Source organism: Aminipila luticellarii (assembly GCF_004103735.1).
GTDB lineage: Bacteria > Bacillota > Clostridia > Peptostreptococcales > Anaerovoracaceae > Aminipila > Aminipila luticellarii.
In genome coordinates, this window is the sequence record NZ_CP035281.1 from 2,071,548 (window position 1) to 2,089,961 (window position 18,414).

30 protein-coding genes are annotated in these 18,414 nt (G+C 41.0%); all 30 read right to left on the minus strand.

Annotated elements, in window-relative coordinates; translation table 11 throughout:
• Window positions 1-61: 61 nt before the first annotated feature.
• Window positions 62-433, minus strand: coding sequence for a hypothetical protein (locus tag EQM06_RS09550; RefSeq protein ID WP_128746219.1), 372 nt, complete (start codon window positions 431-433; stop codon window positions 62-64).
• A gap of 10 nt (window positions 434-443) precedes the next feature.
• Window positions 444-1,265, minus strand: a complete 822-nt coding sequence (locus tag EQM06_RS09555; RefSeq protein ID WP_128746220.1) for a major tail protein — start codon at window positions 1,263-1,265, stop codon at window positions 444-446.
• A gap of 12 nt (window positions 1,266-1,277) precedes the next feature.
• Window positions 1,278-1,583, minus strand: coding sequence for a hypothetical protein (locus EQM06_RS09560; protein WP_128746221.1), 306 nt, complete (start codon window positions 1,581-1,583; stop codon window positions 1,278-1,280).
• The gene (locus tag EQM06_RS09565; RefSeq protein ID WP_205666543.1) at window positions 1,567-1,971 is read right to left on the minus strand and encodes an HK97 gp10 family phage protein; all 405 of its coding nucleotides are present in this window, start codon (window positions 1,969-1,971) and stop codon (window positions 1,567-1,569) included. Before EQM06_RS09565 ends, EQM06_RS09560 begins: the two co-directional genes overlap by 17 nt.
• Window positions 1,958-2,296 carry a phage head closure protein gene (locus tag EQM06_RS09570; protein ID WP_128746223.1) on the minus strand — a complete coding sequence of 113 codons (339 nt, stop codon included), beginning with the start codon at window positions 2,294-2,296 and terminating at the stop codon, window positions 1,958-1,960. The genes EQM06_RS09565 and EQM06_RS09570 overlap by 14 nt, the downstream gene beginning before the upstream one ends.
• A 5-nt stretch (window positions 2,297-2,301) precedes the next feature.
• Window positions 2,302-2,571: a hypothetical protein gene (locus EQM06_RS09575; RefSeq protein WP_128746224.1), complete on the minus strand. Its 270-nt coding sequence runs from the start codon at window positions 2,569-2,571 to the stop codon at window positions 2,302-2,304.
• 14 nt (window positions 2,572-2,585) lie between these two features.
• Window positions 2,586-4,262 (minus strand): phage major capsid protein, encoded by a 1,677-nt coding sequence (locus tag EQM06_RS09580; protein WP_128746225.1) that lies wholly within the window; start codon window positions 4,260-4,262, stop codon window positions 2,586-2,588.
• Window positions 4,253-4,837, minus strand: a complete 585-nt coding sequence (locus tag EQM06_RS09585) for an HK97 family phage prohead protease (RefSeq protein ID WP_128746226.1) — start codon at window positions 4,835-4,837, stop codon at window positions 4,253-4,255. The genes EQM06_RS09580 and EQM06_RS09585 overlap by 10 nt, the downstream gene beginning before the upstream one ends.
• A complete protein-coding gene (locus EQM06_RS09590; protein WP_128746227.1) occupies window positions 4,834-6,039 on the minus strand; it encodes a phage portal protein in 1,206 nt (401 codons plus the stop codon). The genes EQM06_RS09585 and EQM06_RS09590 overlap by 4 nt, the downstream gene beginning before the upstream one ends.
• The gene (locus EQM06_RS09595; protein WP_230974952.1) at window positions 6,040-7,869 is read right to left on the minus strand and encodes a terminase large subunit; all 1,830 of its coding nucleotides are present in this window, start codon (window positions 7,867-7,869) and stop codon (window positions 6,040-6,042) included. It lies immediately after the preceding gene.
• Complete coding sequence (locus tag EQM06_RS09600) at window positions 7,866-8,216, minus strand: P27 family phage terminase small subunit (RefSeq protein ID WP_128746229.1); 351 nt, start codon at window positions 8,214-8,216, stop codon at window positions 7,866-7,868. Before EQM06_RS09600 ends, EQM06_RS09595 begins: the two co-directional genes overlap by 4 nt.
• A 111-nt stretch (window positions 8,217-8,327) precedes the next feature.
• Window positions 8,328-8,654 carry an HNH endonuclease gene (locus EQM06_RS09605; RefSeq protein WP_128746230.1) on the minus strand — a complete coding sequence of 109 codons (327 nt, stop codon included), beginning with the start codon at window positions 8,652-8,654 and terminating at the stop codon, window positions 8,328-8,330.
• A 9-nt stretch (window positions 8,655-8,663) separates the two neighbouring features.
• Entirely contained in the window at window positions 8,664-8,894 is a 231-nt protein-coding gene (locus EQM06_RS09610; RefSeq protein ID WP_128746231.1) for a YdbC family protein, read from the minus strand.
• A gap of 99 nt (window positions 8,895-8,993) precedes the next feature.
• Window positions 8,994-9,410, minus strand: coding sequence for a hypothetical protein (locus EQM06_RS09615; RefSeq protein ID WP_128746232.1), 417 nt, complete (start codon window positions 9,408-9,410; stop codon window positions 8,994-8,996).
• Window positions 9,411-9,464: 54 nt separating this feature from the next.
• The gene (locus tag EQM06_RS09620; protein ID WP_128746233.1) at window positions 9,465-10,268 is read right to left on the minus strand and encodes a hypothetical protein; all 804 of its coding nucleotides are present in this window, start codon (window positions 10,266-10,268) and stop codon (window positions 9,465-9,467) included.
• Window positions 10,269-10,576: 308 nt separating this feature from the next.
• Entirely contained in the window at window positions 10,577-11,149 is a 573-nt protein-coding gene (locus EQM06_RS09625; RefSeq protein WP_128746234.1) for a hypothetical protein, read from the minus strand.
• A gap of 79 nt (window positions 11,150-11,228) precedes the next feature.
• Window positions 11,229-11,438 (minus strand): hypothetical protein, encoded by a 210-nt coding sequence (locus EQM06_RS09630; RefSeq protein WP_128746235.1) that lies wholly within the window; start codon window positions 11,436-11,438, stop codon window positions 11,229-11,231.
• On the minus strand, window positions 11,435-11,794 hold the full coding sequence (locus EQM06_RS09635) for a hypothetical protein (RefSeq protein WP_128746236.1): 360 nt from the start codon (window positions 11,792-11,794) through the stop codon (window positions 11,435-11,437). Before EQM06_RS09635 ends, EQM06_RS09630 begins: the two co-directional genes overlap by 4 nt.
• Window positions 11,791-12,168, minus strand: a complete 378-nt coding sequence (locus EQM06_RS09640) for a hypothetical protein (protein WP_128746237.1) — start codon at window positions 12,166-12,168, stop codon at window positions 11,791-11,793. Before EQM06_RS09640 ends, EQM06_RS09635 begins: the two co-directional genes overlap by 4 nt.
• A 2-nt stretch (window positions 12,169-12,170) precedes the next feature.
• A complete protein-coding gene (locus EQM06_RS09645; RefSeq protein ID WP_128746238.1) occupies window positions 12,171-12,536 on the minus strand; it encodes a hypothetical protein in 366 nt (121 codons plus the stop codon).
• Window positions 12,537-12,552: 16 nt separating this feature from the next.
• Window positions 12,553-12,879 (minus strand): hypothetical protein, encoded by a 327-nt coding sequence (locus EQM06_RS09650; protein ID WP_128746239.1) that lies wholly within the window; start codon window positions 12,877-12,879, stop codon window positions 12,553-12,555.
• A 25-nt stretch (window positions 12,880-12,904) separates the two neighbouring features.
• Window positions 12,905-13,249 (minus strand): hypothetical protein, encoded by a 345-nt coding sequence (locus EQM06_RS09655; protein ID WP_128746240.1) that lies wholly within the window; start codon window positions 13,247-13,249, stop codon window positions 12,905-12,907.
• A gap of 1 nt (window position 13,250) precedes the next feature.
• Complete coding sequence (locus EQM06_RS13005) at window positions 13,251-13,763, minus strand: hypothetical protein (protein ID WP_205666544.1); 513 nt, start codon at window positions 13,761-13,763, stop codon at window positions 13,251-13,253.
• 2 nt (window positions 13,764-13,765) lie between these two features.
• Window positions 13,766-14,788 (minus strand): hypothetical protein, encoded by a 1,023-nt coding sequence (locus EQM06_RS09665; RefSeq protein WP_128746241.1) that lies wholly within the window; start codon window positions 14,786-14,788, stop codon window positions 13,766-13,768.
• Window positions 14,789-14,812: 24 nt separating this feature from the next.
• Entirely contained in the window at window positions 14,813-15,307 is a 495-nt protein-coding gene (locus tag EQM06_RS09670; protein ID WP_128746242.1) for a hypothetical protein, read from the minus strand.
• Between the two features lie 114 nt (window positions 15,308-15,421).
• The gene (locus EQM06_RS09675; protein WP_128746243.1) at window positions 15,422-15,745 is read right to left on the minus strand and encodes a nucleoside triphosphate pyrophosphohydrolase family protein; all 324 of its coding nucleotides are present in this window, start codon (window positions 15,743-15,745) and stop codon (window positions 15,422-15,424) included.
• A gap of 42 nt (window positions 15,746-15,787) precedes the next feature.
• On the minus strand, window positions 15,788-16,225 hold the full coding sequence (locus EQM06_RS09680; RefSeq protein WP_205666545.1) for a RusA family crossover junction endodeoxyribonuclease: 438 nt from the start codon (window positions 16,223-16,225) through the stop codon (window positions 15,788-15,790).
• Window positions 16,200-16,868, minus strand: coding sequence for a hypothetical protein (locus EQM06_RS09685; RefSeq protein ID WP_128746244.1), 669 nt, complete (start codon window positions 16,866-16,868; stop codon window positions 16,200-16,202). Before EQM06_RS09685 ends, EQM06_RS09680 begins: the two co-directional genes overlap by 26 nt.
• Complete coding sequence (locus EQM06_RS09690) at window positions 16,865-17,620, minus strand: ATP-binding protein (protein WP_164914421.1); 756 nt, start codon at window positions 17,618-17,620, stop codon at window positions 16,865-16,867. The genes EQM06_RS09685 and EQM06_RS09690 overlap by 4 nt, the downstream gene beginning before the upstream one ends.
• Window positions 17,604-18,410: a DUF4373 domain-containing protein gene (locus EQM06_RS09695; protein ID WP_128746246.1), complete on the minus strand. Its 807-nt coding sequence runs from the start codon at window positions 18,408-18,410 to the stop codon at window positions 17,604-17,606. Before EQM06_RS09695 ends, EQM06_RS09690 begins: the two co-directional genes overlap by 17 nt.
• Window positions 18,411-18,414: the final 4 nt, after the last annotated feature.

Genomic DNA, 18,414 nt, shown 5'->3' on the forward strand with positions numbered 1-18,414 from the left:
ATGGCTCTTAGCAGCACTAATTCTGTCGTCAGATTGAATTCATTGTTTTCAATCTCATTTTCTATTTTTTTTTACTCTCAACCGTGGAGCCCATGCTTGCCATTATCAGTTTGAGAGCTTCCGGAAGGATCTCTTCCAGTGGAAATTCATCAAAAGTGTCCAGCCACTCCATGGCCGGCGGTATCTGTGGATTTGCCGTTTTCGCCAAAGTCCAGATCATATCAAAAAATATTTCCAAATTTAAGGCTTCAATATCTTTTATTATCTGGACGGTTTCCCCCGTTTCTTCGTTTGTTTCTTCCTCAACAGCCTCCTGTAATTTATATAGATCTTTTAGTGCATCCCTGTGAAACTGTTGTTTGTATCTGAGCATAAAAGCGCCGGTGGATTTTAACTTCACCGGCTTTCCGTCAATATATAATATTTTTTCCATGATGTACCTCTTACGCTGTTACGGTCAAAACTACTGCAACGGCATTGCCTTTATTAAATTCGACTATGACCGTATAGCTGCCATTTTCCAGCGCGGCGATATAATCATCTGCGATCGTTACGTCTACTCCGGATACAGTCAAATGGATTCCGGGGATCCATGTGCCGTCAAGTTTTACATTTTTAACAGCGTTGTCGGCGGCGGATGATGTTACATCAATCGCCAGATCATCCGGCGCGGCCTTGCTGAATGTGGCTGCAGTAGAAGCCGCCGTATTGATAACGGCATTCTTCAGGTATACGGCCGAATAGAAAGTGTCGTACCCGGTTTGTCCCTGTTCGATTTTTGTCTTAACGTCGCTGGTGTCCAGTGCAGGCCTTACGGTAATGTTCAAGGTTTCTGTCTTTGGTTCCTTCGTGTTGGTCTTTGTAGATCCTTCTATGTTTGGTCTTGCTACAGAGACCCTGTAATTAACATGCCTTGTCTTTTTCTGGTCTCCGTCAAATTCAAACATCAGTGCAATTTTGTTCGGTTTTGCGTCGGCATTTTCAATCAAGGCTCCGTTTGCGTCGATTTCATCTCCAAGCACATCAACCCTAAATTCATCCGGAATGAGGGCCATTTCCAATGTTCCTTCATATCCGTTATTGGTGTTTTCCTCAAAGTATGCCGTATCGTCAGCGTAAAACGTGACCGGATCTCCTGAAGAATTCTGTACCAGGTTTACCGCGCCCGGCATCGCTTTTGGTGTGCCGTATGTAACTATGTCGTTGTTTTCCATGACTACGGCATAATGGACATTTTTAAGGCCAAACTTTACTTTATTTCCCATCGTTTTTCTCCTTTAAAATTCTATATAATAAGTTACTTGATATAACTTTTCTGATTCAATATAAGTCTCATCTTTGTCGTAAAAAACATCATGCTCATCGAATAAATTTTCGATGAGCATCTCTGAGTTAATATCTTTTTTATTAGTGTAAAGCTCCACTTGATAGTTTTGAATTTTGTTATATACCTTGTTATCTGCTCCAAAGTTATCAGATCCTGAAAAGAGGTAGATAATATACGGCGGTGGCGGAGCTTTTTCAAAATGGTGATATGCTGCTTTTAGTCCTGTGGTCTTTAGCAGGTTAAGAAGCTCCTCCATTATTGATTTCCTCCTCTACTTCTGTCATAAAATCTTTTATTACCTCCTCTTCAACCTTTCCGATATGCGGCCTTGCTGCTACTCTGCCGCCTCCGGCTTTTGCATGGCCATTTTCTAAAAGATGCGTTAGGCGGTAGTGCGGTTTTCCAGCGTGAATAATTCGATTATCTGGCTGTCCGACCGCTGGTTCCGTGGTCATCTTCCAACTTTTAGCATAATCGCCGCCGCCTTTTCCTTGTCGTTTTGGGGAGGTCTCTTTCAGCTTTTTAACGGCAGCTTTTCCTATTTTTTCACTGCTGACATTTACCGCTTTTACAACATCTTTTGAATATTTTTCTAAGCCTCTTGTAATTTCACCGGCAAGCTGGCTGGTGTCAATTCCCGTCAACCTCTTCATCCCCTTCCTGTCCGCTATCGGCGCCTATTCTTTCACAAACAAGTTCCAGTTCTTCAAAATCTGCGCCGTAGGTTCGGATCACCCTATATCCAAGATTTTCAAATTCAATTTCTTTTTCTCCGGCATATTCATATCCGTGTATTACAAGTACAATTTCCGGCTTCAGGTCTGTTACGGCGGCATTATAAAATTCAGCCCTGGTTACGGATTTTTTCCCACAAAGAATATTGTTCTTTGCTTCTACCGGGATTTGATTTCCAACGGAATCATTTTCAAAATCCTGTTTTATTAGAGTGAGCTCATGATCATATGTCATCCTGCTTACCTCCCTGTATGTATAAACATATTGTGCATTCTAAATTGTAGATGTCTTGGCATATCTCCGGAGCTGTCCTTGCTCTGGTATCTCCACGCAGCGTAATCCACTACAAAAATTAAATGATTGGGATTGTCCCCTTCGAGTAACAATCCCTTTTCATCTTCTAATTCTTCTATTACGCCGTTTATGATGGCGGTTAAATATGTATCTCTAACCGTTGTGGAGATTCCTAGCCTTGCCTTTACAAGTTGCATCACAGTATCGGTGTTCATTTTTAATCACCTTATTAAGATTTAGTCACAATTACGGTATATACTTTTGTGGTAGTGCCATATTTCACGGTTATTTCTACCGTATTTTCTCCGGCTGTCCAAGTGGCTGAAGCGCCGCTTTCCTGAGTAACGTTATTGACTTTTATCGTTACGGACGCGCCTGTCTTTGCTGCTGCTGCCGTTACCGTATTAGATGCATTAGCTGTGGCTGCGGTATATTTTCCGGTTGCGCCGCTAAATGCCGGTGACAATGTTAGAGATCCTATTGCTAAACTAGATAGATATGCGTCTTCCGGATTTGAAGTATCCGGAGCAAATGTCATAGTTGTTGTTGGATCCTGATTGTTAATATTCACTATAACAAATCCCTCTCCAAATATCGGTCTTCCGTCATATCTGGCAATTCCTTTAAATACAGTATTGTCTTCGATGAACTGAACATGTTCCGATTGTGATAAATTTATTCCTTCGCGCTCTGCTAGCAGGTATAGAGAGCCGTATCCTCCAATAATGTCATTATCCGGGATAAATTCTAAAATCACTACGTCTCCACCGACAACCGGCATAGTCATATTCATACCGCTTACGATGGCCCCTGCTGCGTTAATGGATAATGCTTTTGCCTGTATCTTCGCAAAGGTGTTGCTGTTCATTGCCCAAAATTTTTGACCAGTGCTATAGTTTGCTTTGACCGTGCCAAGTGCAAGAATAAGAGCGCTAAAAAAGGCCTCTGCTGTAGAGCCCTCATATGTAATTTTCTTTAAGTTTGATTGGTGCATATCTGTCCATGTTGGGGCCTTTGTCCCCCAGTATGGTGGCTGCTCCGTTTCCGACAGACGAGTCACGATTCCGACTGGCATTTTCTTTCCTGTGCCGTACAGGATGGCTTTATCAAGTGCAAGTCCTATAGCCTGCGAGATGTTATCCATGATTTCATTCGTCAGGTTAATGTCGCTGTCCTGAAGAGTCGCATTGCAGATAGCTATATATCCGCCCACTTTGTACCCATCGGTCTCGATCTGGCTGAATGAGATAGTCAGCTCATTCAATTTGGCGCAGGCTTCTGTCCAGATACCTTCCGGTATCTCTCCGGCTATATTGGTCCTCGTTGTCCCCGGTACATTTCTTAGGTACACTTTGCTAATCAGCTTGCTATATCTATGCAGGTTGTCCCTTAAGACGCCGAGCAGCACGTCCGGAATCAGCAGCTCTGCATTTGTAACAGACCGTTCCTGCGTTCCGAGCTCTCTGGTTCTTTGCAAGAACTCCTGCACTTCTTCCCGTGCGATTAGCGCGCTTCTCTGTTCATGGGAAAACCCTTTAAAAAATCCTCTTTCTATCATCTTCATTGTTCCTCCAGTTCCTAAAATAGTTCTTTTTTCTGCTTCCGGCTCTGCCGTTCTCTGGTTGTTTGAGGGTGCTTTGCTGTTTAGTTGTTCCAGATCTTTTTCCAGGTCTGCAATTTCTCCCTCCAGCACTCCTTTTTTTTCGTCGAAATTCGCCTGATCGGCATCCAGTTTGGTTATCTCCTCATCCACGGCCGCTATTTCTTCATCTGTTTTAGCTTCTTCCAGTGCTGTTTCCAGTTCTTCACTTCTGGTCTTAAGGCCCTCATTGTCTCTTAAAAGTTCTTCCAGCGCCTTTTTCCTTTGATCAATTTTTTTGGTTAACATCAATTGTCTTAATGCCATTTTTTCAACCTCTCTTTCATTTTGTGTTTTCTTTGTTCTAACTGCTTCTGGTGGTGTTGCTCCACCTCCGTATGTCTTGCCTGTACTCCGGTTCCTTCATATGCCGGAAATGTGCATACAGAAACCTCATGAAGGTCAATTTTTGTAATGGTCCATTTAACCGTCCCATCGTCCCGCCAATCCGTAATTTCTTCTAAAATATTAAACCCGAATGAGCATTGATCTACGTCTCCCCGTTTCACTCTTTCATATAGGTTCATGGCATCTGTATCATTCGGATTGATTTTAATTCTACCCCAAAGTCCATGACTATCGGCTTTTAATTCAAGCGTGCCAGCCTTATTTCTTCCGAGCACCAGTGTTGTATCATGGTTTGTTAACGCCCGTATATCATTTCCAAGAGTTTCGTCAAAAGCCCCTGTTGAAATTTCTTCATAGGCTCCAGTCCAAAGTTCGGTCTCCTGTCCTGTTACAGAAAAATATCCTTCAATAGATAAATCTCCGTTTTCATCTTCGGCTCTGGTCGCCGTAAATTTAGTCTGGAAATTCCTAATTTGTAGGTCGCTTCTCGTCATGCCTCTTCACCTCCTTTGTTTAATTTTTTCTGATCTCCGATCATTCCGGCAGGGATATAATTTTCTAGGATTATTCTTTCGTCTAACCCTTCCAGAGGCGGCAGGCCTAACCAGTCCCTTACCTCATTACCCAGCATCAGGGATCTCACAAATAAATTAGCTCCGACTTCGGACAGCTCCTTGATGTCGTATGAATATAAGCTGCGTGGATTAAATTTAAAATATAGCTCAGGACTGTAAAGAAGCCCTTTGGTAAGAACCTGCTCTATTCCTTTTGCCATAGGGAGGATTTTGGAGTTGATAAAGCTGTTATATTCATTTTTATCAAAACTGCCTACACCCAAGAAAAAAGCAGGTACGCCTATAATCCCCGCAATGGTACGCTTATCAAGTTCAACAGCATCATTTAAGGCTAAATCTGTAAGGCTTAACGGTTTTACCGTATCCACTTTTATCAGGCCGCCTGGAACTACCCACGGTTTGCCCTCTCCTGTCTCACTTATATATTTTTTTAAAATTTCGTCTCTGCCCTCTTCGCTTGTCAATTCGTCGGCCAAGGAATCTACCGCCACAATTACAGATGGTTTCCATTTGTCCGACATAAATGCTTTCTTTGTTTTGGCTGCCTGTTTTAAATTGCCTACAACGTCTTTAAGTACTACCCGGTATCCTCTGCCCATATAAGGTTTTTCCGGATCTGGATTTATTACAAAATGGAGTACCTCATCGTGATTATAAAATTTGCCGTTATATCCAACCATATAGGATGTATCTGTATCATAAAACGTAACTCCGGACGGCTTAAGCGGTATCAGTTCGCTTAAGTATCCGTTTTCTGTTTTCGGAAATACTACACTATTCCCTTTTCCATCAAGGAGCATGGTATAAACAATGTTATACATCCATGTTTTTCGAGTCATTAAGCTGTATGGTTCAACGTCCAGTTTTCTTGATAATTCATTTTTTACTCTTACGTCTCCGTTTTCTGTGTTTTGCATCAGATGTATAGTCATGCTCGATATGAGGTCTGCTATCTTATCTACAGCTATCCTTACCTCTGGATTGTCCGACATTCTGGTATATCCCTGTACACAAAGGGAATTATATGCATCGTCCGATAATAGCCATGTCGTTGTCGCATTTTCCCTGGCTTGCGGCTCTGCCCTTGCCCTGCTGCAATTTTTCTTGCTTCTTTTGCTCATTTATGTTCCTCCCTTCATGGACTTTAAGAATGTGCTCGCTTCCGATGATTTCTCCATAGATTCTAATTTTCGGACACTTCCGAATACGGTAGCATCAAAAATATCAATACGGCGTTCCGGCATAATTTTTTCATACTGGATCATATCATCCGTTTTTTCTATTGCGCCGACATTTTCAGTGCAGTATTCAAAAGCATCTGAACCTAAATAATAAAAGCATTCTGCCTTTACCTTTGCTTCAATGTGCCTGAATCCTTCTGACTTTCTGTAAAAATATTGCGGTTGATCCACAATAGAAAATCCGGCTTGTTTCATTCCGATAAAATATTCTCGGCAGAATTTTCGATCATGTCCGACCTGTTTGATTTTAAACCCTTTCCTCTTCATGTTTACGAACCAGTTCACTATTTCTGCGTGATTGACCGTAGGACTATTACTCATATCCAACCAGCCGTCATCCTTCCAGCCAAAAAGTGGTATTCCGTCCTCTTCAGCTTTTTGGGCAGCCATTACAATCGGGAACCACGCATGAGTGATAGCTATATCAATTTCTTCCGGTATCTTTATTTCTTCTCCGTTTTCGGTCGTTATGGTTATGGTGCGCCCCGTTTTGTAACTCCCGTACAGTGCTGCGGCTGTTAAATCGTGAAGCTTGGAGAGGTCGGCCCCACCGTACCACTGGATATTTAAATTCTTTAAAAATGCGATCTTCTCTGTAATCGTCCATGCCGGATTAATTCCAAGTTTAATTTCTGCGTTTTTGTTGGAACGTCTAAATTCATCTATGATGAAATAGGCTTTTATGGCACTTGTATAAATGTTAAGCGATTTTGCTAAAAAACTTTTTCGCTGCTGTGGATCGTTTTGTGCCTGAAGTGCATCATTCATCAGTTCTCTTCCGGAAACGCTAACGTTATAGTTTGGATTTGCTTTTTCATGTTCTATCGGATTTAGGTAATCCACATCACCAGTCTCCGGGTTTTCATCTGCTTTTGAGATAAATACAAACATTTGCTCATCGGTAACGGTCTCATTCAATATTTTTTGGCCGTACTCCATTCGTTTATAGCAAAAGGTGTTCATATTATCGCCAGCTGTGGTTATTCCGATGCATAGGCTATTTCTGTAAGCTTTTCCGCTTTCTTTTATGGTGTTGTATTGGCTAGCGCTTTTATATAGATGCAGCTCATCCAAAATCTGAATCAAGGTATTCAAACTATCCATTCGATCGCTGTTTCCGGCAATCGTTTCAATTCTCATGTATCCATCCTGGAATTCGCCGCTGATGCTGTGTTCCTGATTATTGTCCAGTACTCGGAAGTTTTTTTCTTCTCCCATGTGTTTTAGGTTGTATTTAATAAAATTAAAACCTTGCAAGGCTTGTTTTAATACAGCGCCTACAACAACAATTTCTGCACCCGACTTTCTTTCCAGTAATCCAAGTCCCCAAGCCAGAGCACTCATAAAAGGAGTCTTTCCTTGCTTTCTTGGGATCATCACAAAAGCTTCTTTAAATCGTCTTAGCATGGTTCCTTTGTGATAAAATCCTAACAGGTTGTATACAATAAATTTTTGCCATGGCTGCAATAAAAAAGGCGTCCCCCTGAGCGGGATACCTTCCATGCTTTCGCCTTTTTGATGTACGAATGTCGTTTCGATTATCTGGATCACAAACTCTGCATTTTTAGGATTAAAGTCATAGGCAGGGTTCTTTAAATCTTTTAAAAATCGTTTACAGCTTTGCTTAATTTCCTTACAGGCAGCTTTTCTTCCCTCTACTATGCTGCTTGCATACTCCATCACAACATCATAGTTTTTGTTTTGGTTCATTGTAATTCACTAAGTACCTTTGCCAGTGTCGATTTTCCTGCCTTTTCAACGGTTACCGATTCTAAGGCTTTTGGATTTAAACAAAGTCTATCGGAATATGCTAAAATATCTTTTCGGAGCGTTTCCAGTGTCGCAACAATAGGGGATTTCTTGCTACCGCCTTGCATTGTCTCTACCTCATATTTATATCCTCCCTCTTCAAATTCCTTTGTCAAGGTGAGGTATTGTGATACCAATTCCGCATAAATATCAATGATTCTGTTGTACTGCGGCTTATACACTCCAAGCTTTTTCATATCGGCTATCGTTGCATTTTTCACCGTACCTTTTGTGGCTGTTCTTGCCATGTCCTCACCTCCCAAAAAAAATTTTTCCAGACCCGCTCTATTGGAAAGGGTTCCACCTACCGTTCCTCAACCATCAGATTTTTAATTCTGATGCCAGGGGGGATATTTTTTCTAATTTTCTTTATTAAAATATTTTTCTATCCAATTAAGACCCATGGTTCCCATCCTTTTTACCCATTCAATGCCTTTTGCTGTTAATTTATTGCTGTCTCTGTCATGCATCTCGTTATGGCATTTAGGGCAAAGAGCGATAAGATTGATTGGATCGAGTGCTAATGCCGGATTGTGAATCAGGCACCAGGCTAATGGTATAATGTGATGGACGATAGATGCCGACTTACTCTTTCCGTATCTTTTGCACTCTTGGCATATATAATTATCTCTTTGCAGTACGGATTCCCGTCTATGTATCCATGCAGGTTTTTTATAAAAGTTCATGTCCTTTACCTATAATTGCATTTCTCTTTGTAATACTTCCAGCAATAGCGTCATCTCTTCGTCCGTGAGAGTTATTCCTTTTCCTATTTTTTCATGATCAGGGCTCCAGTCTCTTATGTCCCACTTGGCCGGTTTATCGTTCCAGCGGATTAGATTGATCTCCTTAGTCCATCCTGCCGGTGAAGTGGATAGAACTCCATGTTGTTCTATTATTTCGCATTTTATATCTTTTCTCTGCATGGTTCATCTCCTTGTTTAGATATAATAAAAGCAACCTGTTTTAGTTGCATAACAAAAGAGCAACCCTTTTGAGCTGCTCCTTCACATACTATATTATACTTATTGGGTTGTGACATGTGTGACACTTTCTTCGATGAATCTGCAATATGATTGTCTAACGCTCTCAGAAGTATATCCCTGTCCAATCTCATGTGCTACTTGTTTCCAGGTCATCAACGAACAGTTTCTGTAAAAAACAACTTGGCGCATATAGCTATCTTCAATGTTGTTTATGTATTCGATAACCTTCTTTCTGGTAAACTGTATCTCTGCGAGTTTGCCCTCTATAATCTTTTCGCACTCTTCTATGGATGCCACCAGTCCGGCCGTAGGATCACTTGTATTATTTCCTCTTGGCATTCCCGTTATCTCCGGGCTGCCTACTATGCTTTTGCATCTCAGCCTTTCAAGTTCACGTTGCCACATTTTAATTTCATTGTTGAGGTGATATATCTGTTCAAGTTCTTCTTTTGTCATAACCTCTTCACGCTCCCTTCTTTTGTGCATTATAAATAAGCCTCTTCATGTAGGCTAAAATGGTATGTCTATATGCTCCATATATTCTTTTTTACGAGCTTTGCTTATGTAGTCCGGGATTTCCTCTTTTCTCATTTTGATTAGGATGTTGGTCCCGGTAATTAAATTCTCTTCAACTTCGCATGATGTAAAAATCCATCCCTTATACTTTTGTTCAAACCATGCCCGATCTTCTGGATTTCTTACAATTCTGTTTATGTCAGCTTTTGTGATTGCTTTGTCTGAGGTAATTGCTTCCGGTTTTTTTAATCCTATGCTACTTCCCCATGTACGGCATCCACTGTATGATGATTGTCTTGCCATGTACTGGCTTTTTCCCTGTACACCTAATTCGTTAAAATCTAATCTGTCTGTATTTGCATATCCCATTCCCCATTTATCTTCTAAAACTTCTCTATCCATTTTTTCTGCGTAGAGATGAAAATGAAACCTTGTAGCTTTACCTAACTCCGTATGCTCTGATAAAACATAAACATATATTAAATTTTTAAGTCCTTGGGCTCTTCGCCACCTGTTTACTCTTGCTATGTAATTTTTAAACATCTTTTGTGCCGCTTCCCTGGTCTTAGGCATAAACTGATCTGCAATTGTCAAATCCACTGACAGGTCTTTTCTCTTAAAATTTTTGTGTACGAGTCTGACAAAATATTTATTGGAATTTTTATTATTTAAATTTTTCTGTGCAGGAGAAGATTCCTTTTCTCTTCTTGCTCTTTTAAATACCTTTGCTTTTTCCGGTCTGGTAAATATCTCTATATCTAATATTTCTCCGCAAGGATACTTCTTCTGTCTCCACATAATAAACTCCTTTTAATAAACGCTTCACTTGTTACTACTTTGTACAAGCTCGAATGCTCTTACCCGAGCTCTTCAACATACCATAATTTAATTTACATATTCTTACATTTAATCATATCCGGGAACAAGCTGTGCGATTGCACATATAATAGAAAGGATTGTTCCGATAGCTATGCCTCCGGTGCTGGCCGGAGGCTTGTATTATTCCTACATATATAGTAGGAAACCTTTTATTTAGTTTTGTTTAAAGCTTGTCCTTATTTTGCTTTAAGAGATTAAGATATCTCCTTTAATCTCTTAATTATGTATCATCTTGAATAAGCTAAATAATTGAGTAAACCTCTTGAATAATAGTTACCAATAATTGAAGTAAGATTTAAAATTCTATCAAACGACTCTATATTTCTCGTATATTCTTTATACAAATATGCGGATAGTTGTTCAATCATCATTTCATTGAATCGGTATAGTAAAGCTTTCCACTCACTTTCAGTCCAAAACGGATTAACCGCTGATAGAAGAACAGATATTTGATTTATATTTTCGTATAGCTGATTTGTATATTCATTTACTGTATTAACATCATCATTCATTTGTGCATCTACCAATAATTTAAATGTGTTAATCCAATTGTTTATAAGGGTAATATATTGTTCTCCAACTTCTCCTCCAAAAACGGTACTTAAAACATTGCCAAACTTTGTGGCAACCTCTTTTAATTTTACTTCGATTGAATCTTGATTGCCAAAGCCAGCAAATACGCTTGCTAAATATGCCTGAAGCCAAGTGACTAAATCTCTCCAAAGCATCCTTGATTCGAAGACCAGAGTCATTTGGCTTGATGGAATATTAGAGTCTGTTAACTGCTTAATAGATACCATTCTTAAACCTCCTTTTTTAATACAATATATTATTAGAGACATTTATTTGTTACTTGAAGTAAGATTAACTGGTTTACTATTATATTTTCTTACAATGCTCTTTACAGGTTTTGCTTGTTGCTTTGGATAGCTCCTGCTTGCTATCTTCTGTTTCCGGTAGGACTATAAGGCCTATCTTGGCAGCTTTACAGGTATGTATATATCTTACTGTTGGGATAGGATTAAAGTCTTTACCTGGGGTTTGGGTTTGCTGGGTGTTATTTATAAAGGATTTTTTACACTCTCTCATGGTTGGGTGTCCTCCTTAAATGGCTCTGGTAGCGGCTGCCATGCGATAACTTGGCTTACTAGCTCAAACCTGCTGTCTAAGTAGCATCCATCGTCTCTTAAAAAGGTATCTTGCCAAGTAGTTTTACCGTCTGTCACTAAAATTTCTTGCTCATCATCCGGCAGAGGTGCTTGTAGCCTCTCGGTCTGCTCTTCTTCGTCATACTCTAGCTTAAAAGGTATCCAGCCGCCCTCTGCCGCTACTTGCTTGACTATCTGGATAGCTTTATCTATGCCACGGTTTCTTCCTACGTCGTACTCATCTTCTATTTCGGGGATGTATTCAGCTTCCAGTCTCTCTATTATCTTATCTATCATCTGCGGCCTCCTTTCGTCCTCGGCTTGCCGCACTGCTTTTTAAAAACTTTATAAGAGCCAACCGCAACACCATGAGGTACCGTCTTATGTGGTCTTTCCCCTGCTCCCAGGCAGTCCCAAAACTGCTCATCCGTGATGGTGGTAAATTGACATCCATCAACCGCCCTTAACTCCGTATAAAGTTCTGCACAAAATCCTCCATACAGCAAATGTGGACAAAATGTATAATCTGCATTGCAGTAGTTGCCTTTTGGCGGTATCAATAAAGTCTGAACCTCCGGAACGTAAGGAGCGTATTTTTTGATGTCCTGTTCAAGGTGATACTTGACGTTTTCATGTGCTTTTTCAGCGTTGGCATACGCATTCTCAGTCATCTTTATACCTCCTTTGGTTCATGGTCGTATGCAAACCATGTTCTGCCGTAATCGCTCTCCGCCAGCGTCAGATTTCGTCCATAAATCGCTACTAGTGTAAAACCTCCCCCAAAAGCCAGGGTTTCATCTAGTATGCACCAATGGCTTTCTCCTGGCAAAAGCTCGGATTGCGCGTAAACTGGTCTGCCTACCCGCTCTTTCAGCTGCTCCAGCGTAAGGGGTATAGGGTTCTCCCGGGCTGCTTTTTCCTGTAGGGCTTGGATGGCCGTCTCAAAGGCCTCCACTGTGCGGCTAGAGTGTGGCAAGTCTTGTATTGCATGGTGTAGTCCAAACTCTTTTATCCTTTGTATCGCTTCTGTATCATTCATGGATTACCTCCTCCGATTAAACATCTCTAAGCAAATCCTTCAGCCCAATCAGGTGCGAGCTTGAAGGAAAGTCGCACTCCATATAAAACACTTTGCTTTTCACATCTTTTAAGGTGCGTCGCAGCCTATCCAGTTCAATCAGCTCCGCTGCGGTCGCCCCTTCCGGCTCGGGATTGATGAAGTTCTTTAGTTCTTCATACTCTGCATCCAGCCGTTCCATTTTCTTGTAGTATCGGTCATAACCCGTATCATCGAGCCATTCTTTGGCTTCGTTGTACTCGTGTCTGTTCTTTTCCATCCTCTCAATAATTTTTAAGGTGGCCTTTTCGATATGTTTGTTCATGCTATCCCTCCGCTATCTCCTCAGCTCAATAGGTTTCTACGTATACATAGATGACGTCTATCCAGTCGCCTTCGTATTTTTTCAACTCTTCTTCTGTCTCTTCTAAAATCTTCTCCTTGGTCCAGTCTCCGTGGTCTTTGAAGATACAGCTTTCTATGTCTTCCCGGAGGTCGTCCACGCTACTATACATTTTTTCGTCATTCGGCCCCATGCTTGCTAGATAAATGCCTTTCTCTGCCCTAGCGTTGGCTAAAGTCCAGGCATAGTCCGGGTTGGTGCAATCATCAGCTGCCATGAAGATTAGTGGCAGCTCCGGATTCTCTGCTATAAGTTGTCTAAGGTCTTTATACTCATCAATATAACTTTTCATTTTATCCCTCCGCTATCTCCTGTATCTGCTCCGTTCCGGCGCACTTGCTGCACAAGTCATCCTCTACCCAATAGCAGCCTCCCGGGCACGCATGATCCTGTGTGCATCCACATACTCTACATTTACGGTTTTTTAGCCCCTCCAACTTCTTTTCTGCCTCTTCCCGAGTTATGCAAAGCACATTTTTCTCAACGTCCATCGTTCCGCAGCTCTCATCGTATGTCGTGTAAAACTCCCTGCCGTTTTCGTTTATGTACCCAGATAGGTGAGCCTCATCAATGCAAAATACTTCGCTGCCGTCGGTCTCTTCGAAGCTCCCCGGGATATATACTTTTTCGCCGATCGGTACCGGGAGAATTAACAGTCGGTTCTCATGGTAAGCCTGACAGATCTCGTTTAGTCGGTCCGGGGCAATGTTGCCAATAGCCTTTTTTAAGCGCCTTGCGATAAGTAAATCTAACCGTTCTTGTTGCTTAACCTTAGTTTCCGGATTGATAACTTTAATCATTTTCATCCTCACATCACCCCTCTGTATTTATCCGCAATCCTGTTGTACTCGGATACGTCCGTGAGATCTACAATCTCCCCTCTATCCATTTCGCCTTTGATCTTAGACACATGTTTTAAGTAGATCTCCATGTCCGCCTTAAAACTTAATTCTGCCTGTCGTAAGAAATCAGTATGTACCTGAACAGCTTTATCGAAGCTGTATGCCGGGTCTATATCGCTCTCAACAGCTTCCGCTTCTGGACTCGGTGCATCCGAAGTATTTTTTAAACCGTATGCCGGGCCCCAATTACCATTAATAGCTGCTGCTACATCCTCTGCAGTTGGCTTGACTTCCTCCGGCTTATTCTTTAGGGACTCATCCACATAGCACTTCACCTCCGGAAGGTCCCTTTTGATAAAAGCAGTCTTCCCAGACAGGTAATCTTCTTTGGTTATCACCTCAGAATTTTTCTGTCCGCCTGTATTAGTCACTGTGAAACAGTTCCCACCGATCTCCGTCACCCGATACCATTTCCCGTATCTGGTAAGTGTATCATACAGTTTCAGGTCAAACTCTTTCTTAGTCCTGATCTCTAACGCCCCGTGCTTGATCCTAAGCTTATTCAGCCGGGAATTAATTGTGGGCCTGCTGCCCCTGGCCGTATCCAGCCTGTCCATGATCTGATTGTTATCCAGTCCATCTTCGATACCCTTTATCAGGGCTGCTTCTGTATATTTCGCTTTATTTGCCATTTCATCCTCACTTTCTAAAAACTCCTGAAGTTCCCTCTGAAGCTCCACCACATCGCGCTTATTGGCATCTGACGTGATCTGGTCGATACAATCCTTTAATATCTGAAACTCTTCCGGTCCCCAGCCGAACTCTTTGGCCGTGGCTGTCTGGAAAAGTAAATTCGATAAACCCAGGTAATCATCTTTTCCCCGGCAGTATCCTTTACCGTAGCCGTCCCGGTAGGCCTGTTCCATCAGCACGAAGTTCTTACCATGCCTAATTTCTTTTGATCTTCCCGCTTTGATTCCTTTTCCCATAGTTTTACCTCTGAATGTTTTAGTTTAGCTTACTAATATTTCAACAACTTCGCATAATGTTTTATATCTTCGTTCCCATAAATCCGATTGATTATATATACAGCTATCAGAAGAACTATGTTCTAAAAAATAGTTCATTTCATTTTCTGCCTGTTCCATTAGCTCACGAATTTGTACCAACTTTTTCCCATCTATAATTTTGGGACTTAACGGCTTTATATTATCCCCACCATTAAAGTCAAGTTCGGCTTCTTTGTTGTTGCCGTCATTCTTTTGAGTGCTTTTAATGTAAATTATTTTACCATCGTCCTCCATTACTCCTACATCCCAATTGGAGGCAGTATTCGTATTCAGTGAATCACAAGCCCCATATGCTAAATGCTGTTTGGTATATATCTTTGCATTTTCAATTACATCTGTAACAGCGTATTTCTCGTGGTTTACAACATAGGTTTTCCCCGTGTAATAATTACATCCGTAATCATATCCCTTATCATTTGAATAAATAAAAAATTTCATATGTTTTATCCCATCCCTTTCCGCTTCACAGCTAAATGCTAATTCACTCCTGACTCTGCAACCGTTTTCAGTTGCTTTTAAGAATGCAACCTGTTAGGGTTGCCGGTATTATTTTCAAAACTCGCGGTTGACACTATGCTGTATATCAAATCCCTCAGGGTATCTTTTATTTAATTTGTCGATATTATGCTGTGCTACTTCATCGAGCGTTGCTCCTATTCCCTCTGCCGTTATTGCTACATACCACAGTACATCACCCAGTTCATCAAGTAACTTTTCATCATCCAGTAGGTGACCTTGAAATAAAGCTTTTTTCACAATGTCAATGCATTCTCCAGCTTCTCCGTTTAATCCCATAACGCCATTCAATATTAGTTCATCATCTTCCAATTTGTCAGCTGTTCTTAATGCAGATTTTTGGTATTTATTTAATTCCATCTTTACACTCCCAGCCTTCCATTAAAACTACATTATTCACGATTACCAGTCCTCCTCCATTTTCATAGCAACCTGGCAAGTTTCATCCATTGCCGGCTCTATAAATACCTCCGTTCTCGGATTGTTTTTATCATACTTCACCCTGCTGCCATCAGTACCGATCACAATCAGACTATTATCATCCACTATTACTCCGGCCTTTACCAATACATCATGCAAGGCTGAATGCAAATTAGTAATGTCCACTTTGCGCTTTGTCTGCCTGTAATAAATGGCTTTTATATTCACCGGCTCCCCAATATGTATCCTTACTTTTGGAGGGATCGCCTTAAGGCAGTCCCTCTCATATCTCTGATAAGTTTCACTTTGCATCATTCCAAGGAACTTTCCATTTCGGGCAAGCCTGGGCTGCATACTGTTCTTTTTTGTTTTTGGATCCAGAGGAATGGTAAAATTAATACTCTCCATCTTCTTCATCATCACCTTCATCACCTTCATCCTGATTTGCCATCACCTCATCCATGCTGATCTGCCCAGAAGCTATCTTGAACGCATGAAGTTTTATCTCTTCCTCCCCAAGCAGGTTCGGGATCACAGTGTTCGGTTCCAGATAACCAAGTCCGAAAGTTGCAACTAAACGGCTGTGGAAATCCTCTGTGTATTTATAGATGTTTCCATCCTTTGGATTGATTCGAAGGAGCTGGCTCATGATGGCTGCGTTTAGCTGCGCTTCGCTCCACTTGTCGATCCAGTGCTGTCTCATCTTTATCATGTACTCAAAATTTGTAATCAGCCTGAGCCACAAAGGGGCTTTCTGAATATCGATCTTCCAACTGCTGTTTGGATTGGCTTTCTCTGATGGCTCCCATGCCTCATCTATGCAAATGCATATCTGCTCGGGCCAGATCTGATACAGATATGGGCTGTACCTTTCTGCGAGCTGCTTTATCGTTTCTATGTATCCCTGACTGATCACATGCTTTTCATCGAGCTTTAAATATCTAAGTCTATCTCTGCAGCAGATAGCTCCCATGTCTCCATTTTTAACAACCATGAAGGTTGCACTTTCAAGCGGAATAGTTTCGCGCTCTTCATTATCTATAAATAATCTTAAATCTGTCATTTTTTTAATCCTCCCTTTAATCTCATATTTTTTGACGTATCCTTGCTGATATTAAAGCAGAATTCTCCCGCTCTCTGAACGATTCTGCTGCCACAAGCCTCGTCAATTTCCAATATTTCATCAACTGTTTTCTCACTGGAAATGATGGTTATTAATTCGTTATTGTAGCGATAATTGAGCAATTCAAATGCAATATTTACATCTGCGGCTGTAGGAAATTTCCCTTGCTCCGTTTTAAATAAATCATCTATGTAAAGTATCTCTACTCTCTTAAAATCATCCAGCTGCTTGCTGTATTCATCTGTTGTTACAACCGCCTTTAGCCTTGTTGACACATCACGCCACATCATATATCTGGCAGCTTTCGATGTCTGCAGGAACTTTCCTACTATCGCTGTACAGATATGCGTTTTTCCAGCTCCAACCTGACCACCAATAAAAAATACTTTATTCTTACTCTTGATAAAGACCTGTGCTTTTTCTTTGATTTGCTGCTGCCAAGGTTCTTCAGCATCATACGATTCAAAAGTGCACATCTTCAGCAAATGTCCGAGCCCGCTTTTCTTGATCAGCCTTAAAGATTTTCTTATCGCCATACATTCGCAATCACGGTGCTTTTCAATTCCATCCTCTATGATAGCGACCACACCTTTATTCCTGCACTTTCTGCAATCATAGTCCGTCAGATCTCCTTCTTCTTCGTTAAACTTATCTACAAATCGCTGCAATCGCTGCTCATAGGTAATTTCCATAGGCTTGTGTATTTCCCTCAGGTTTTGCAGGCTCTTTATCTCCATTTCCATCACCTTTCTTTGTAAATTTCTCCCAAGTAATAAACTTCTGTTTCCAGCTCTTCACCGGTTTTCCATTACTGTCATGCCAATCCCCTGCAGTAAAGAAGTCATAAAATTGCTTTGGATCTACAGGACTTTCTCTTTCTTTTGCATAAGCGATCACTTCCTGCAAAACCGGAGGCTTAAATGTATTCTTTACTTTACTTTTCTTTTCTTTACTTTGCTTTACTTTACTTTGGGGATTAATTTGTAAATTAACTTCGTTTTTTTGTAAAGAAACAGGGTTATTTTGCAAAGAAACCTTTTTGAAGGTAATTTTTTTAGAAATACTTGCCGGAACATCCTCTTTATCATTGATGTTCAGCAGCCAGTATTCCTCTACTATGTTGATATTATCTCGTGTACTTAATGCTCTTAAGTATCTCCGCTGGATACCCCGGGAGGTCAGCACACCGAACACCTCAAAAATCCTTTGATCGAACAAAGAACGTCGGAGGCACCCCTGCACTACCTGCCTTATGAAGTTTGGATCGCAACCACACCCAACAGCTTCCGCCATAAGAATGCAGTCATCGTCATCGCATGTTGTAAAGTATCCTCTTTCTTCATAGATGGAACAAAAGATTTGCAGTGCTACCATTAATCCTTTTGCTCCAAATTCACCTTTAATCAGCTTTATTTTTTTATCTTGCAAGAAACCCACATCAAGAGGGAAGTAATCAATTCCATCTTTAGTTGGTCGCGCCAAAAGT